At 50.4% G+C, this 15,604-nt stretch carries 11 protein-coding genes; 8 read left to right on the top strand and 3 right to left on the bottom strand.

Annotated elements, in window-relative coordinates:
* Window positions 1-9 precede the first annotated feature (9 nt).
* The 4 genes from MRJ96_13815 (at window position 10) to MRJ96_13800 (ending at window position 4,167) form a co-directional block, all read left to right on the top strand.
* Window positions 10-1,437, top strand: coding sequence for a c-type cytochrome (locus MRJ96_13815; GenBank protein MDR4502521.1), 1,428 nt, complete (start codon window positions 10-12; stop codon window positions 1,435-1,437).
* A gap of 189 nt (window positions 1,438-1,626) precedes the next feature.
* Window positions 1,627-2,886 (top strand): molybdopterin-dependent oxidoreductase, encoded by a 1,260-nt coding sequence (locus tag MRJ96_13810; protein MDR4502520.1) that lies wholly within the window; start codon window positions 1,627-1,629, stop codon window positions 2,884-2,886.
* 14 nt (window positions 2,887-2,900) lie between these two features.
* Window positions 2,901-3,548 carry a c-type cytochrome gene (locus MRJ96_13805; protein MDR4502519.1) on the top strand — a complete coding sequence of 216 codons (648 nt, stop codon included), beginning with the start codon at window positions 2,901-2,903 and terminating at the stop codon, window positions 3,546-3,548.
* A 178-nt stretch (window positions 3,549-3,726) separates the two neighbouring features.
* Window positions 3,727-4,167, top strand: coding sequence for a potassium channel family protein (locus tag MRJ96_13800; GenBank protein ID MDR4502518.1), 441 nt, complete (start codon window positions 3,727-3,729; stop codon window positions 4,165-4,167).
* Window positions 4,168-4,311: 144 nt separating this feature from the next.
* Here MRJ96_13800 and MRJ96_13795 read toward each other — a convergent pair whose 3' ends face one another.
* Both MRJ96_13795 and ftsH read right to left on the bottom strand, forming a co-directional pair.
* Window positions 4,312-5,175, bottom strand: coding sequence for a universal stress protein (locus tag MRJ96_13795; protein ID MDR4502517.1), 864 nt, complete (start codon window positions 5,173-5,175; stop codon window positions 4,312-4,314).
* A gap of 340 nt (window positions 5,176-5,515) precedes the next feature.
* Complete coding sequence (ftsH, locus tag MRJ96_13790; GenBank protein ID MDR4502516.1) at window positions 5,516-7,357, bottom strand: ATP-dependent zinc metalloprotease FtsH; 1,842 nt, start codon at window positions 7,355-7,357, stop codon at window positions 5,516-5,518.
* 438 nt (window positions 7,358-7,795) lie between these two features.
* On the opposite strand from ftsH, the gene MRJ96_13785 reads away from it, so the two are divergent.
* Entirely contained in the window at window positions 7,796-9,064 is a 1,269-nt protein-coding gene (locus tag MRJ96_13785; protein MDR4502515.1) for an acetate/propionate family kinase, read from the top strand.
* A gap of 285 nt (window positions 9,065-9,349) precedes the next feature.
* Complete coding sequence (locus MRJ96_13780; protein ID MDR4502514.1) at window positions 9,350-11,713, top strand: phosphoketolase family protein; 2,364 nt, start codon at window positions 9,350-9,352, stop codon at window positions 11,711-11,713.
* A 203-nt stretch (window positions 11,714-11,916) separates the two neighbouring features.
* Here MRJ96_13780 and MRJ96_13775 read toward each other — a convergent pair whose 3' ends face one another.
* Window positions 11,917-13,485: a hypothetical protein gene (locus MRJ96_13775; GenBank protein MDR4502513.1), complete on the bottom strand. Its 1,569-nt coding sequence runs from the start codon at window positions 13,483-13,485 to the stop codon at window positions 11,917-11,919.
* A 359-nt stretch (window positions 13,486-13,844) separates the two neighbouring features.
* Here MRJ96_13775 and MRJ96_13770 point away from each other — a divergent pair, with 359 nt between their 5' ends.
* Both MRJ96_13770 and MRJ96_13765 read left to right on the top strand, forming a co-directional pair.
* Entirely contained in the window at window positions 13,845-14,321 is a 477-nt protein-coding gene (locus tag MRJ96_13770) for a hypothetical protein (GenBank protein ID MDR4502512.1), read from the top strand.
* Between the two features lie 109 nt (window positions 14,322-14,430).
* On the top strand, window positions 14,431-15,600 hold the full coding sequence (locus MRJ96_13765) for an efflux RND transporter periplasmic adaptor subunit (GenBank protein ID MDR4502511.1): 1,170 nt from the start codon (window positions 14,431-14,433) through the stop codon (window positions 15,598-15,600).
* Window positions 15,601-15,604 lie beyond the last annotated feature (4 nt).

Below are 15,604 nucleotides of genomic sequence, written 5' to 3'. Positions count from 1 at the left end.
GCTGGTACGATGTTTCATACGATGCGAAAGGTTCGTCATTCATTTTCGGCTTGGCCTATCGGATTGATGGTTATTTCCGCCATCCTTTTCAGCCCCACTCTCAGTTTGGGAAGTACAGAACACGATGGGAAAACACTCGTCAACAACCTCTGTTCCACTTGTCACAAGTTTCAAGGTGAACCCGAAAGCCGTTTTGATCTCAAAGCCCCCGACTTGATGTGGGGAGGGAGTAAATATCAGCGTGATTGGCTCATTCGCTGGCTGACCGGCAAAGAACCCATGTTATACGCGAAGGGGTATCGATGGGACCTGTCAGAAAAGCCGGACACACATATCGCCGTCTCGCACGAGGAAGCCGAAGCCATCGCCGACTATTTCGAAAAAAATCTGAAAGATTCCCGCGTGACGGTCGGCACGTTCGATGTCACGAAAGTCACGAAGAAGGACGTAAAAGACGGAGCATTTATCTACAAAGAACATGCCTGCATCGGATGCCACACGATCGAAGAAAATGGGCAACTGGTCGGAGGACCGCAAAGTGTCGATCTTGCCGATTCCGGCAATCGATACGATAAAGACTGGTTGTTCCGTTTTGGGATTAACCCGCAAGACTTTACCCCACACAGTGGAGAGTTTTTGGCCGACGCGACGGAACCGCAATTGCGAAGCGTCATCGGATATCTGATGACGTTAGGCGTGAAAGATTTCACATATTATGAACCATGGAAAAGCCAGGAATTCACGAATGCAAGCGTAGACCGTGGAAAAGTTCTGTACAAAGAATATTGCTCGCAATGTCACGGAGCCACTGGAAAAGGTGATGGCCCGGCAGCCTCAGGCTTAAGTCCGAAGCCAGCCGTCCATGCCAATATACCATTCGATAAACTTCCGATGGAGTACCTCTACAACGTGATTTATCATGGAGGCCGTAGTGTCGGGAAGTCACCCAGCATGCCGTATTGGGGACTGACGATTGGCCAACAGGGAGTGGCGGACGTGATTGCCTATTTGAAGGCGACGTTTAAGGGCGGGCAGCAAGTTGCGGCGACAGGAGGCAACGCAAGCGTGTCAGGCGTGTGCCCACAACCGCGTCAGACGAAACAAGCTCCTGGAAAATTCCGCAAAATGACGAATCCACTGAAGCCCTCTCCGGCGAACGTGAAAGCGGGAAAAACTCTGTTCCAGGAAACAGCGACTCCATTAGCCTGTAAACAATGCCATGGGGAAGCGGGCGATGGGAATGGCCCGATGGGCGCAGCCTTAAACCCACATCCACGAAACTTTACGTGTGGAGAAACCATGAAAGACATTTCTGATGGACAAATGTTCTGGATTATCAAGAATGGATCGCCCGGGACAGGTATGATGGCGTTTGCCGGAATGCCTGATGATCAAATTTGGCAACTCATTCATTACATTCGAACACTAGCCAAATAAGATAATTTTCGATACATTGGCCCTTGTTGCCATCGTCCACAAGACCAGATAGCCGAAGAAAGTCGTCAGCAGATAATGATAGCGCGAAACGAAGACGGCTGCGTTTCTTACCCGAATGGATGAGGAGAAAAGAAACGCGGCCGTTCGTCTCGTCGAAATGATACGCACTAAGAGCCTAGTTGAGACGACATGCACGCACAACCCATCAAAATACAATCAACGTACGAACATTCGTTGAGCCGAAGACGGCTGCTCCAGGCTGGAGTGCTTTTGGGGGGATCGTTGCTATTCGGTGTCCGGCCAATTCGCGCTGATGAGGCGCCGACATCCGTCACTCTTCCGTTTGATCGAGGACGTCGTCCTCTCGTCTCCTTTCCCCAGAAACGACCGTTGATGGTGCTGACAACCCGTCCCCCTCAACTTGAAACACCTTTCCATATTTTCGATGATCACATCTTGACTCCTAATGATGCCTTCTTTGTTCGTTGGCATTTAGCCAACATCCCCACACATGTTGACCCTCAAAAATTTCACTTAACGATCCACGGCCATGTCGATCATCCATTCTCGTTGAGTCTACAGAGCCTCAAAGAAGACTTCGAACAGGTGAGCATCACGGCCGTCTGCCAATGTGGGGGCAATAGCCGGGGGTTTTTCAGCCCGCGAGTTCCCGGCGGACAATGGGGGAACGGTGCCATGGGTAATGCCAAATGGACCGGAGTACGTCTTACGGATCTGCTCGAGAAGGCAGGAGTTCGGGATAAAGCCGTTCAAGTCAGATTCGATGGGTTGGATGCAGCCGTCGCCGATGTCACGCCTGACTTCCGAAAATCATTGAATCTCGATGATGCTGCGCGAAAAGACGTCATCGTTGCCTATGCGATGAACGATGAACCTTTGCCCTATTTAAACGGATATCCTCTTCGACTGGTGGTCCCGGGATGGTACGCCTCCTATTGGATCAAAGCGTTGAACGATATCGAAGTTCTCAACGCTGTGGATGAGGAATTTTGGATGAAACATGCCTACCGTCTTCCCGCGGATCCCTGCGCCTGCGTCGAGCCCGGACAAAAACCGCTGCACACGGTTCCGATCAGCACCATGACCGTCCGGTCATTCATCACCAGTATTCAGAATGGTGCCACTCTCGAAGGAGGACGACCAACTCGCGTGAAAGGTATCGCGTTTGACCAAGGATATGGCATTGATCAGGTCCTCGTCTCGATAGATGGCGGCCAACAGTGGAAACGGGCAAAATTAGGACAGGATTATGGAGACTATAGCTTCCGCCCCTGGGAAACCCACTTTACTCCCGTGGCCGGACAGTCTTATCAACTCCAAAGTCTCGCCATAAACAGGATTGGAGAATCTCAGCGATTCAGCGCAAGATGGAATCCCAGTGGATACTTGAGAAATGCCGTTGAAACGATCACGGTTCGAGGGAGGTAAACGGAGAGAGCACCATGAATATCCAGACTCGTCTGTGTCGTATCTTTTTCTTGTCGCTGTTGAGTTTGTCTTTGTGGCCGGTCTGGTTATCAGTTCATGCCCAGGAAACAATCTTGATTCCCTCCCCTCCCATCACATTTCAGGCCGGCCAGGGAAGTGAAATTGCGACATCTTATTGCCTTATTTGTCATTCGGCAGAATACGTCTACACGCAACCCCTACTCTCTCGTACTCAATGGCACGAGACTGTCGAAAAGATGAAACACCAGTTTGGCTGTCCGGTTCCAGATGAACAGGTTTCAACCTTGGTAGACTATCTCGTCGGTCAAAACACGACTCGACCCACTTCGCAAAAGAACAACGGAAGTGAACGATCACCCTCACACCTAACCGGCATTGGCAGTGCGGCGAAAGGCCAGGCTGTGTACGACCGCTATTGCACCAACTGCCATGGACCACAGGGAAAAGGTGATGGCCCTATTGGTCAAGCTCTCGTCCCCCCTGCAGCCAACTTGACAATCATCGGGAAAAAGTCCGACGACGAAATACTCGAAACCATTCGAAAAGGCCGTCCTGGAACCGCGATGCCCTCATGGAAAAATGATCTATCGGACAAGGAGATCCATGATATTCTCGCGTATCTCCGAACATTGGGCCATTAATTCTGTTGCAAGACACGACCATTATCGCAAAGACCGCAATAATGTGTTCAATCCCTACTCGATCCATACTGCATGGTGGACCAGCTCGATGATTTTCTCCGGTCGTACCTGCTTTTTGAATGCCCTCATTATCCCCTTACACTCTAAGGGAGATCTTGCGCACCGCGACGTATAATTCATGGTTACCACCTTCTTTGTCACCTTGCTACTCGTCACTATCGTCGCTCACATTCATTTTCAAGCCTTGTTTCGACTCTCCGACTTCATGAAATCGCACCCCCATCGTTCACGGATTAATCTCATGATCTGCACGTTCGCCGTACTGATTGCGCATGTGATCGAAGTCTGGGTTTTTGGGATCGGGTACTATTTCTTGACCAAATACAGCGAGTATGGAAGGTTTGAAGGCCTCATGACCGAGCCGACATTCCAAGATTGCGGATATTTCTCATTTGTCGTCTACACGACATTGGGCTTCGGAGATCTCATCCCTCACGGTCCGATTCGTTTCCTCACCGGCATGGAAGGGTTAACAGGGCTCCTGCTCATTACATGGACAGCTTCATTCATGTATCTTCAGATGCAGCGTTTCTGGGACGCCGATTCCGGTGATGATTGAAGGATACGTTCATTCCACCAATTCAGCGAAAAATCCAAAGTACAGAACAATCCCCAACCCAAGAATAATGGCTCCCCACCATACCCAATTGGTGATGAGACTAAATTCTTTTTTGTCTTGCATTTTATCTTCCAGGCTCATTGTTTACTTCACGAGAAGGATTGAACAATGTGTATGATGGATGACCGAATGCGACACACTTCCCAGCAGAAAACGACTGAGTCCAGACCGGCTATGTGTTTGCATCAAAATAAGATCAGGCTTGCTACTCTCGACCGCATCGGCAATGCTTTTCGATGGAGCTCCCATCACCGCTATGCCTTTAGCCTCATGACCCAAGTTTCGTAGTTCGCCTGCAAGATCTTCGGTAAATTGTTCTCCATGGGAGATGATTTCTTTCCGAAATTCTTCAGGAATCATGGCCCCGACGGGCCAGATGGGTTGCGAAAATGGCACAACATGTAGGATGGTAGCTTGCACTGGATTACGAAATGGTCGTCGCTCGAAAAATTTCAACATCTTCTCACTATCTTCCCGGTTAGCGAGCGGCACCAGAAGTGTCTCGATTTTTCGGAGTGAATCTTTCACGATCAACGTCGAACAGGGCGCATGCGTCATGACCCGATGGGACACACTTCCGAACATCTGTTCTTGAATCTGTCCTTGTCCTCTTGCCCCCATCACAATCAGATCTGCATGCTGTTCACCGGCAAAACTGATGATACCCTCCGCGGGGTCTCCGACTTGTAAGACATTTTTAACTGGCCCAGGATTCGGGGGAAGCAACGATACCACGTGTTGAAGAACGTTCTCCCCTTCATCTCTCATGGCCTTTTCCACTTGCATGGATAAGTCTTTAGGCAAGCCTCCGCCCATAGTGGGATAAGACAATCCAGGGACACTGATCACACTCAAGACTGTCAATTCTTCAGCAGGAGCCAATCCCGTCAGCCCACGTGTGGCTTCGTACGATTGTTCAGAGCCATCCACGGCAAGAATGATTTTCATGATCGGTACACCTCACATAGTTTTAAGCGACAAAATCATTGGTACAAATTTCGCCGCTGATGCTATTTGACCGTTCCTTTAAAAAAGCAAAAATTATACCTTGTCACGCAAGCGTACAAGCATAAGGAAGCAGGGTCAAATGATAGAAAGACAATGTTCAGGAAAGGACTTTTTCACGAATGGAGAGGAGGAAAAGATGGGGCGAAATGGGACGAGATAAATATGCCTGACTGTCGCAAAATACCTCAATGCAAACCTGCACATGACAGGAGACGGCTGTCGAAATCGCCAATAGTGATGTATTCTGCAATAGTCTGCCTGAATGGCCTACATGAATATCCTACGAGTCCGACCCTGCCATGGCCTTTTCATGCGTACGAAGCAATTCCTGAAGGCTTTCCCCGGACATCACTTCGTCGGTCAAGAGTTTTTCTGCCCCATGGAGTAAGACCGGCCGAAGCTGGGAGAGAATCGTACGAACACGTTCCTGTTGCTGATCAATCATACTCCGCACTTCTTGATCAATCTCTCTAGCCGTTTTTTCTGAATAATCTGATCGTGACACTGGCTCAGTAGGCGAGAGAAACGCTGGCCGATTGGTTAACTCCAACGCCACAGTGCCTAAAACTTTGCTCATGCCATAATCTTTGACCATCCGTTTCGCGATATTCGTCGCCTTCTGGAGATCATCCGCTGCGCCCGTCGACGCTTCGCCAAAAATCAGTTCTTCCGCGACACGCCCTCCCAGTAAAATCGCGATCTTATTCTCCAATTCCGAACGGGTCAGCAAATACCGGTCTTCCATCGGCAGTTGCATCGTATATCCCAGTGCGGCAATACCTCGAGGAATAATGGAGATTTTTTGAACGGGATCAGACCCTGGGATCATCATGGCTACCAATGCATGCCCGACTTCATGATGTGCGACCCGCGTTCGCTCTTCCTGGCTCAGCACCCGGCTTTTTTTCTCCAGCCCCGCGACTACGCGTTCCACGGCTTCTTCCAAATCCGCTTGCTGGACAGTCTCACGATTGTTGCGTACGGCCAATAACGCAGCTTCATTGATCACGTTGGCTAAATCAGCACCGACCATGCCTGGCGTCATGGCGGCAATTTTCCCGAGTGCCACATCGGCCGCCAGTTTAATTGACTTGGCATGAACCTGAAGAATCGCCTCACGTCCCGACCGGTCAGGGCGATCGACGAGCACTTGTCGATCGAATCGTCCAGCCCGCAACAACGCTTGATCGAGGATTTCCGGGCGATTCGTCGCCGCCAGGATGATGACCCCCACCCGCGGATCGAATCCATCCATCTCGACCAGCAATTGGTTGAGCGTTTGCTCACGTTCTTCGTGGGCCATCGGCCCTGAACCTCGCGCCTTGCCCAGCGCATCAAGTTCATCGATAAAGATGATGCAAGGAGCTTTACTCTTGGCATTCTCAAATAAGTCACGCACTCTGGCGGCACCGACTCCGACAAACATCTCAACGAACTCTGACCCACTGATCGAAAAAAATGGTACAGCCGCTTCTCCCGCAATCGCTCGCGCGAGTAACGTTTTCCCTGTACCAGGAGGCCCCACTAACAGCACCCCTTTGGGAATGCGTCCGCCAATTCGAGTGAATTTCTCTGGAGTTTTCAAAAATTCAACGACCTCCATGAGTTCGTGTTTCGCCTCATCAACCCCCGCTACATCCTTCATTCTTACAGGAATATCTTTTTCCATGTAGATTTTGGCCTTGGATTGTCCGATTCGCATAAAACTTCCACCCGCGCCTTGACTAACTTTGCGAAAGATAAAGATCCAAATGGCAGCAAAGATCAAAATAGGAATCACCCAAGAAGCGACATCTTTCCACAACGTGCTCACGATGACTCCAGAAAACTCGACATTCTTTTCCTCTAACAGATTCACAAGATCCGGATCATCGACACGAATCGTTTGAAACCACTTCTCATTTCCTTCATTTCCTTCTTTGACATGTGGTTTCAGTTTGCCATTGATCATTGTGTCGGTAATCGCCACTTCCGCGACCTTATCTTCCAGAAGCCAAACTTTAAACTGGCTGTAAGGCACCTCATCCAAATGCTGTGAGGCCAGGTACAATTCCTGCAGCAAAATCAGGATCCAAAACGCAAAAATGAAATACCAGATGGAAAATCGAAATTTTTTGTCCATACCCTCAGCCATCGGTGTTGTGCTCTGTCAGCGGTATCTTACCTTTTTATAGGCTTCCATGGCGACTGGCCTCCTAAAGCCAGTCAACGTTCGGCTCTCATCCCCCCGACTCCCTGCCATGCCGAACACTTCCTCTGATCGCTGGCAAGGATGGAAGAACAGCCATATATGAGGTGAGGCTGTCAACTCCCAGTCGCAGACATTTATCTGCTTTGCTGAACCCCAAGCAGCCATACTAAAGCTCGGGGAAGTCAAGCCTATATTCATAATTAATGAATTACGATATATTAGGGGCGAGTGGGATCATGTCTTCTTCGAGTAATCGGCATGGCAAAAGCCACATTTGATCCTGGGTTTGAAATCCGTAGCACTACGACCGGACGACAAGAAATGTCCTAAACGCCTTCTCCGCTCTCTTCAATAGGAATCACGGCTATCATGCGAGTCCTCGTGATCAACAGCGGAAGTTCCTCGATAAAATTTCGAGTCACAGACACCTGCGTCGATCCCGGCATGATGAAACGGGAGTCGTCTCAATCGATCATCCACGGTCTGCTAAAACAAAATGGGGAACAAAGTACTCTCGAGATATCCGGCAGAGAGTCGACGGTGTTCCTGTCGGAATGCACCCATGAACGTCTTGAGGACTCATTCACATGGATCTTCGACTCCCTCAAGGACATAGAAAAATTTGAGAATTGGACGTCTTTTATCACCACAATCGAAGCGGTTGGACACCGGGTAGTACATGGTGGCAATCGGTTTTCACAATCTACGATCATCGATGCTTCGGTGTTGCAGGAAATCGAACAGTTCAACGACCTCGCTCCATTACACAACCCCACGTGTCTGGCAGGCATCGTTGACGCTCGAACTTTTTTTGGTCATGACATGCCCATGGTTGCAGTGTTCGATACGGCGTATCATCGTACGCTCCCGGCTCATGCCGCCACCTATGCCATTCCCTACGAACTCTCCAAACGTCATCGCATCAAACGATATGGATTCCATGGAATTGCCCACGCCTCGTTGGCCTCTCATTATGCCAACCACACAGAACAATCATTAAAAGATCAACGGATCATCACGCTGCAACTGGGCAATGGCTGTTCCATGACAGCCATTGCCGGCGGAAAATCCATCGATACGACCATGGGGTTTAGTCCCTCGGAAGGACTCATGATGGGCACGCGCTCGGGAGATCTGGACCCCTCCATCATCGGTTATCTCGCGAAGAAAGAACAGGTGTCGGTCATGGGCATCCAAAGCTGGCTCAACGAGCGGTCGGGGCTACTCGGAATATCAGGCGACACACATGACATGCGCCAGCTACTCCAAGCCGCTAGGCAGAAACAGGACCCGCGCGCAAGACTGGCGATTGATATGTTTTGCTATCGGGTCCAAAAATATCTGGGCGCTTATTTTGCCGTCTTAGGAGGCGTCAATGCGATCATCTTTGGTGGCGGCATCGGTGAAAACGCCTCGGAAATTCGCTCGAAAATCTGCGACGGATTGAAATGGGCCGGGGTTCATCTGAATCAAGAACGCAATAAGCAAGCCGTGGGAATCACGCCAGGCGAGGTGACGAAAATTAGTGAAGACGCAAGTCCAGTCGCCGTGTATGTGATCGGAACAGATGAAGAAGATTGGATTGCATCTGAGACAGTTCGATGCCTACAGGCTCACAAACATAAAAAGCTGGTGTAAATCACCATGAGACGAGGCTCGCGTGACCTCAAGACACAAAAGAGAATCTTCCCCAGCACAGTCAAATCACCGATTCATAGATCAGCACACACCCCCGACCAGCCAACACCACGCAATCTCGATGGAGATGTACATGATTCCGTGCCGCTCGATCTGGATGGCCCCCTCACAAACGCGACAGCCTTGCCTGCAAGATGTTGGAAACGCGTTCAACGGCAACCATGACACATGTCAGGGTCCACATCCTGTTCTGAAATAATCGTGAAAGCGACGGAGGTCCGTTCCATGTCGACTCCTTTACCGAAGAAAGAGCTACGTCTGATCGATGCCTATTGGCGTGCGGCCAACTATCTGTCAGTCGGACAAATTTATCTGTACGACAATCCATTGTTGAAAAAGCCATTGACCAAAGATCATATCAAGCCGAGACTGCTCGGCCATTGGGGCACCACTCCGGGCTTGAATTTTCTGTATGTCCACCTGAACCGCGTCATCAAGGCCCATAGTCTCAATATGATTTATATCACCGGCCCGGGGCATGGCGGGCCTGGGCTCGTGGCGAATGCGTACCTGGAAGGAACCTATAGCGAAATGTACCCCAACATTTCACGAGACGAAGAAGGATTGAAGCGCCTTTTCACGCAGTTTTCTTTTCCTGGGGGCATTCCCAGTCATGTCGCGCCGGAAACTCCTGGATCCATTCATGAAGGCGGTGAGCTCGGGTATGCCCTGTCCCATGCGTATGGAGCCGCGTTCGACAATCCCGACTTAATCGTCGCCTGCGTCATCGGAGATGGCGAAGCAGAAACGGGGCCCATGGCCACCAGCTGGCATTCGAATAAATTTCTCAATCCCGTGACCGATGGAACGGTCCTGCCAATTCTGCATTTGAATGGGTACAAGATCGCGAATCCATGCATCCTGGCGCGGATCAGCGATGAAGAGCTGGATCACCTCTTCCGCGGGTACGGATATATCCCGTATGTCGTCGAGGGGCAGGAGCCGGCCACCATGCATCAGCGTATGGCTGAAACGCTTGATCGTGTCATTCAAGAAATTCACATGATCAAGACCGATGCCGCCAGAAACGGATTCTCGCAACGGCCGCTCTGGCCTATGATCATTCTCCGGACTCCCAAGGGATGGACCTGCCCTCGCGAGGTCGATGGGAAACGAACTGAAGATTATTGGCGATCCCATCAGGTCCCGATGGGGGCCATGCATGAAAATTCAGATCATGTACGCCTCCTAGAGAAATGGTTGAACGGTTATAAACCGGCAGAGTTATTCGATAGCCAGGGTCGATTGATTCCCGAGCTGGCCGAACTTCCGCCTCAAGGCGAACGGCGGATGAGTGCCAACCCGCACGCCAATGGCGGTCTGCTCCTCAAAGATCTCCGGCTCCCCCCTTTTCGGGAGTATGCAGTCCAAGTCTCGTCCCTGGGAGCGGTCTTTGCTGAATCCACTCGCGTCATGGGCAAGTTCCTCCGCGATGTGATGAAGGAGAATATGGAGGAACAGAACTTTCGTCTCTTCAGCCCAGACGAAAACAACTCAAACCGATGGCAGGATGTGCTGGAGGTTACGAACCGGACTTGGGTCGCGAAGACCCATCCCTACGACGATCATCTAGCTCCAGACGGCCGGGTGATGGAAATGCTCAGCGAACATCAATGTCAGGGCTGGCTGGAAGGATATTTGTTGACGGGGCGCCATGGATTTTTCTCCTGCTATGAGGCCTTCATCCACATTATCGATTCCATGTTCAATCAGCATGCAAAATGGCTCAAGGTCTGCAACCATATCCCCTGGCGGAGACCGATCGCTTCACTGAATTATCTCCTTTCCTCACACGTATGGCGGCAGGACCACAACGGCTTCAGCCATCAAGATCCAGGTTTTATCGACCACGTCGTCAACAAAAAAGCCGAAGTCATCCGCGTGTATCTTCCACCAGATGCCAATAGCCTCCTGTTCGTCACGGATCAGTGCCTCCGAAGTCGAAACTTAATCAACGTGATCGTGGCGGGGAAACAGCCTAGCTTACAATACATGGACATGAATGCGGCCATTAAACACTGCACCGCGGGGATCGGCATTTGGGAATGGGCGAGTAACGACAAGGGGCATAAGCCTGATGTCGTGATGGCATGTTGCGGTGATGTGCCCACTCTTGAAACTCTGGCGGCCGTCGACCTGCTCCATCACTATGTTCCTGACTTGAAAATCCGGGTCATCAATATCGTCAACCTCATGAAACTTCAACCTCCACATGAACATCCTCATGGCCTCTCCGACAAGGAGTTCGATACATTGTTCACGACCGATACACCTATTATTTTTGCGTTTCATGGATACCCATGGTTGATTCACCGCCTGACGTATCGACGAACCAATCACCATAATCTCCATGTGCGGGGATACAAAGAAGAAGGGACAACCACCACGCCTTTTGATATGACGGTGAGAAACGACCTCGATCGCTTCCATCTCGTCTCAGATGTCATCGATCGCGTCCCGACGCTCGGCCCTCTGGCAGCCTATGCCAAGCAGGCCATTCGGGATAAACTGATCGAACACAAGGCCTACATCAGTCAATACGGCGAAGACATGCCAGAAATACGAGGATGGACTTGGCCGGGCAAGTAAGTTCCGTTCCCGGAAAGTTCAAATCAATACATGACATTTAAAAAAAGAACATCGTCAATTCAAATCGCCAGGATCATGAAAAAATGCAAAGCGAAAAAGGCTTCATTCATATTTTTCTCCTGCCAGGCTTTCCGTATGGCTCTTATTAAGCCCCCAGTCTAACCATCATCGAATGCGCTCGGCAGTTATCAGCAGGTCATTGATCACGATTGAACCGCCGAACGGACCGGAAGATCCATAAGCGGCATGGTGCGGGAAGCATTCAGGTAGGCGTTCTGATCATGCATGAGAGCCCCAAGAGGCAGGGCCGACCAGAGTGATCCGAGACTTTTTTGAATCCTGCGTTCATACACACGGGGAAGAATTGTGCTTTCTCCTTCCAAAAAATTCCGTACCGTGGTATCGGAATCCAGCCACGACCGTACCTTGAGATCCCATCTCAGACGGCTCGCTGGCACAGCACGTACAACATTGAGAATTTTTGTCCCCATCCCCCGATTAGCCTGAGCGCGCCGAAGAATGCGTGGCCAGGATAACGCGTATCCCGTTAAGTCTAAGACATGATCATAAAACTCGGGCCACGTATAGTGCTTGGGACGAACATTCATCGCGCGCTTATTGTCCAAAAAATAAAAAGGGATAGGCAGCACGCGGTTGGTCTCTTGCAACTCTTTATTGAGAGGCGCCGCCTGCCCAAAAGCGGTAAACAGGGAAAACGTCGGATACGCGCCGGGAGAGAGATCTAAAAACTTTTTCGTTAGAGCAAAGGGTTCTTCCCCCTGATCAGTGTCGAGGCCGAGAATAAAGTTTGTTTGCACATAAGGAATGTACCGAAGAATGGTGTTGATATGATCGGAAACTTGCCGGACTTTTTCGTCGCCTGTTTTGGGGCCGGTCTTGGACTTATCGCCGTTTGAAAACCAGGATTCAATACCCGGCAAAATGGCTTTAAACCCGTTTCGTCGCAGGGCTTTCAGATGCGGTTCTGACAGAAGAGAGAGACTACTTTCTGCAATAAAACTGACGTTCCCTTTCGGCACCACTTCATCAATGACATTCATATACTCATCAAAACGCACGCCAAAGATGGGATCATGCCATCCAACCCAGGGATTGGGCAGTTTCCGTTGTAGGAATACGAGATCTTCTCGAATTTGCTCAAAGGCGAGTGGTTGATAAGCCACCACAGAATCAATACAGAAACTACATGTATAGGGACATCCCATGCTCCCGATCATTGGAACAATTTTCAGAAAAGGGGCTTTCGCGAGGGTTGGCTCGATAAATTTCCATCGTTCTTTAACTCCGGGCAGCATATGAGGTTGCCGAGCGGCATGAAGCTGAAGCCCCATGGGTCGATGCGGTGCGCACTCACGAATCACGTCGTCAATCAAGGTCTTGTCAGTCAAGCCAAGCACATAATCAAAATACCGGGCGGCATCCTGCGGGTAGCAGCGGGCATGTGGTCCTCCTAAAACCGTAATCGCTCCACGACTTCGAAAGAGGTTACTCACGGCATACGCGGTCTGCGCAGCCCGTGAAAAGGCCCCGACAAATAACAAATCCGTCTCGCCCATGATTTCGTGAGAGAGATCTTCAAAGCCGGTATAACAGATATACCGCACGGTATGCCCCAGTTCTTCACACCACACCCCGACGACTTGAGGCATGATGCTCGCCATATTGGGATGCATGACTCTCGCAAACGTGTTTTTCGATGGCCCTTTGGTGACAAGATCAAGGATAGTAACTCTTAGACGACGCATGGACATGATATATTCCTTTGTATATGAAGGGGAAAAAAGATCAGAACGGAGGGTCCGTTTGTTCATCATACTCGATAGAATCGTAAAATGAAATTGCAAAAAGAAAATAACAAAGGGAAGAAATTCCTAGCCACGCGATGAGCCCCATCGGTGCGTCAAGGGAGGAAAGAAAGAGAGAACCATAGACGGCGAAGAACGAAGACGGAGGCTTCTCCGATTCTTCATTGAGCCTTGACTGTACGGAGATGACAGAACCGCGGAAATGAGAATTCAGCGGCTTTTCTCTCAGTAGCCATAGATACTCCCCCATGCTAAGATGAGCCTAGTGACAACGGCTTACGGTTATGCCCAAAGCAACGGAGCTCATGTATTCTCGTGCCTTGAAACACCTCTCGCATATCTGGCTCATGCTCTGGCTCGTGGCCTTGCCTCTGGTCCATGTCCATCCCGAAGCTGACCACGCCCATGGAGCCCAACATCATCGGCATGGTGGACTCGTCCATTCTGTCCTCTCTCAAGACCTCACATGTGAGTTTCATCAGCATTCACCATCTGAACATTCGGCGATGCTTGAGCCTTCCCCTGATGATTGGACCTGTGAGCATACCGCAACGCATCAGCTCACTCATGAAGAAATTGATTTCTCTCTTCTGGTTCCCTCCCCAGAAGACATGTCTCCAATAGACGAACCACATGTTGCGCTCATACCAACCGCTCACTCTATGACAGTCGTCGCGAATTCCCGTGAGCTGTGGCGCAAACCTGATCACTCCCCTACGCTTCCTATCCCCATCACTCTCCGCTCCACTCGCGCTCCTCCCGACGCCTTCTCAGAGTTCTAACAGAATCATTCTGTCTTTTTGGGAAGTCAGGATAAAAACTCAGCCTTCCGTTGATAAACCTTATAAGGCACAATCATTGGCCTTGGAGTCGAACGTGAGAACATTGCCCATGACACGACTGCTCATTCTTTTCTTGTTATTCACAACAAGCTGCACGGAAAACACCAGTCAGGATAGCTCTGGGCCATCAGCGAAAATCCCGGAACCCTCCCCGTCCCATCGTACGAAAACCGTGCGGACATCCGACCTTCCCGAAAGTGTGCTCAATCGAATCCAAACGGAAAAAGCCGTCACTCGCCTGACGCCGCATGTCATCTCGGCCCCAGGCAATGTGGCCGTTGACCTCTCGCATATCGCAAAAGTCTCCTCACGCATTCCCGGGCAAATTGATCGAATCCTGAGCAAGCTTGGCGATCGGGTGACAAAAGGACAACCGCTCGCCGCCATTGAAAGCCTGATGTTGGACGAATTAATCCAGGAATATTTAGTGGCGAAGGCCAAGCGTGATGTCGCCAAGACAAATTTCAAACGAACCAAACTTTTGTTGGATGAGAACGTCGTGTCACGGCGACGGTTTCAGGAGGATCGGGGAAAATACATCGAAGAACAGGCCGTCTATCAACACGTAAGAGAAAAACTGCTGAACATGGGATTGACCTCACAAGAATTACAAGAACTGGAACATGGGAGTCATGTAGAAGGCCATACCTACAGTCTTCGCGCACCACTTAGTGGAACGATTGTTCAACAACATGCCGTATTGGGGCAAGGAATCAAGGCTGGCGAAGAGCTTTTTGAAATCGTGAATACGGATCACGTCTGGATCTTTGCCAACCTGCCGATCGAGCAAGCACGCCGATTCAAAGAAGGTGACCAGGGCGACGTCATTCCACGCGGAGGCAAACCGATTGCCGCCATACTGGCCTACACCGCCCCAGTCGCAGAGGAAGCGACGCGTACCATTCAATTCCGATTTGATGTTGAAAATCGCGACGGGGCGTTAAAGCCGAATGAATACGTCGAAGTGCAGCTTGTCGACACCAAGCTTCCTGTCCTTGCCATCCCGACCACCGCCGTTACCATGATCAATGGCGCCCGTGGAGTCTTCGTAAAACACGAAACCGGTTATGATTTTGCCGAAGTCGAACTGGGTGAAGAAGGCGGAGGCCTGGTAGAAGTCAAACACGGGATCGAACTCGGAGACTCGTTCGTCACGGACGGAGTGTTCGATTTAAAAAATACCTTGCTTGAAGGGGCAATTGAAGGACTTGGGAACTGACGTA

The sequence above is a fragment of the Nitrospirales bacterium genome (genome assembly GCA_031315865.1).
Taxonomy (GTDB): Bacteria; Nitrospirota; Nitrospiria; order Nitrospirales; family UBA8639; genus JAGQKC01.
This window is presented reverse-complemented; position numbering and strand designations above follow the sequence as displayed.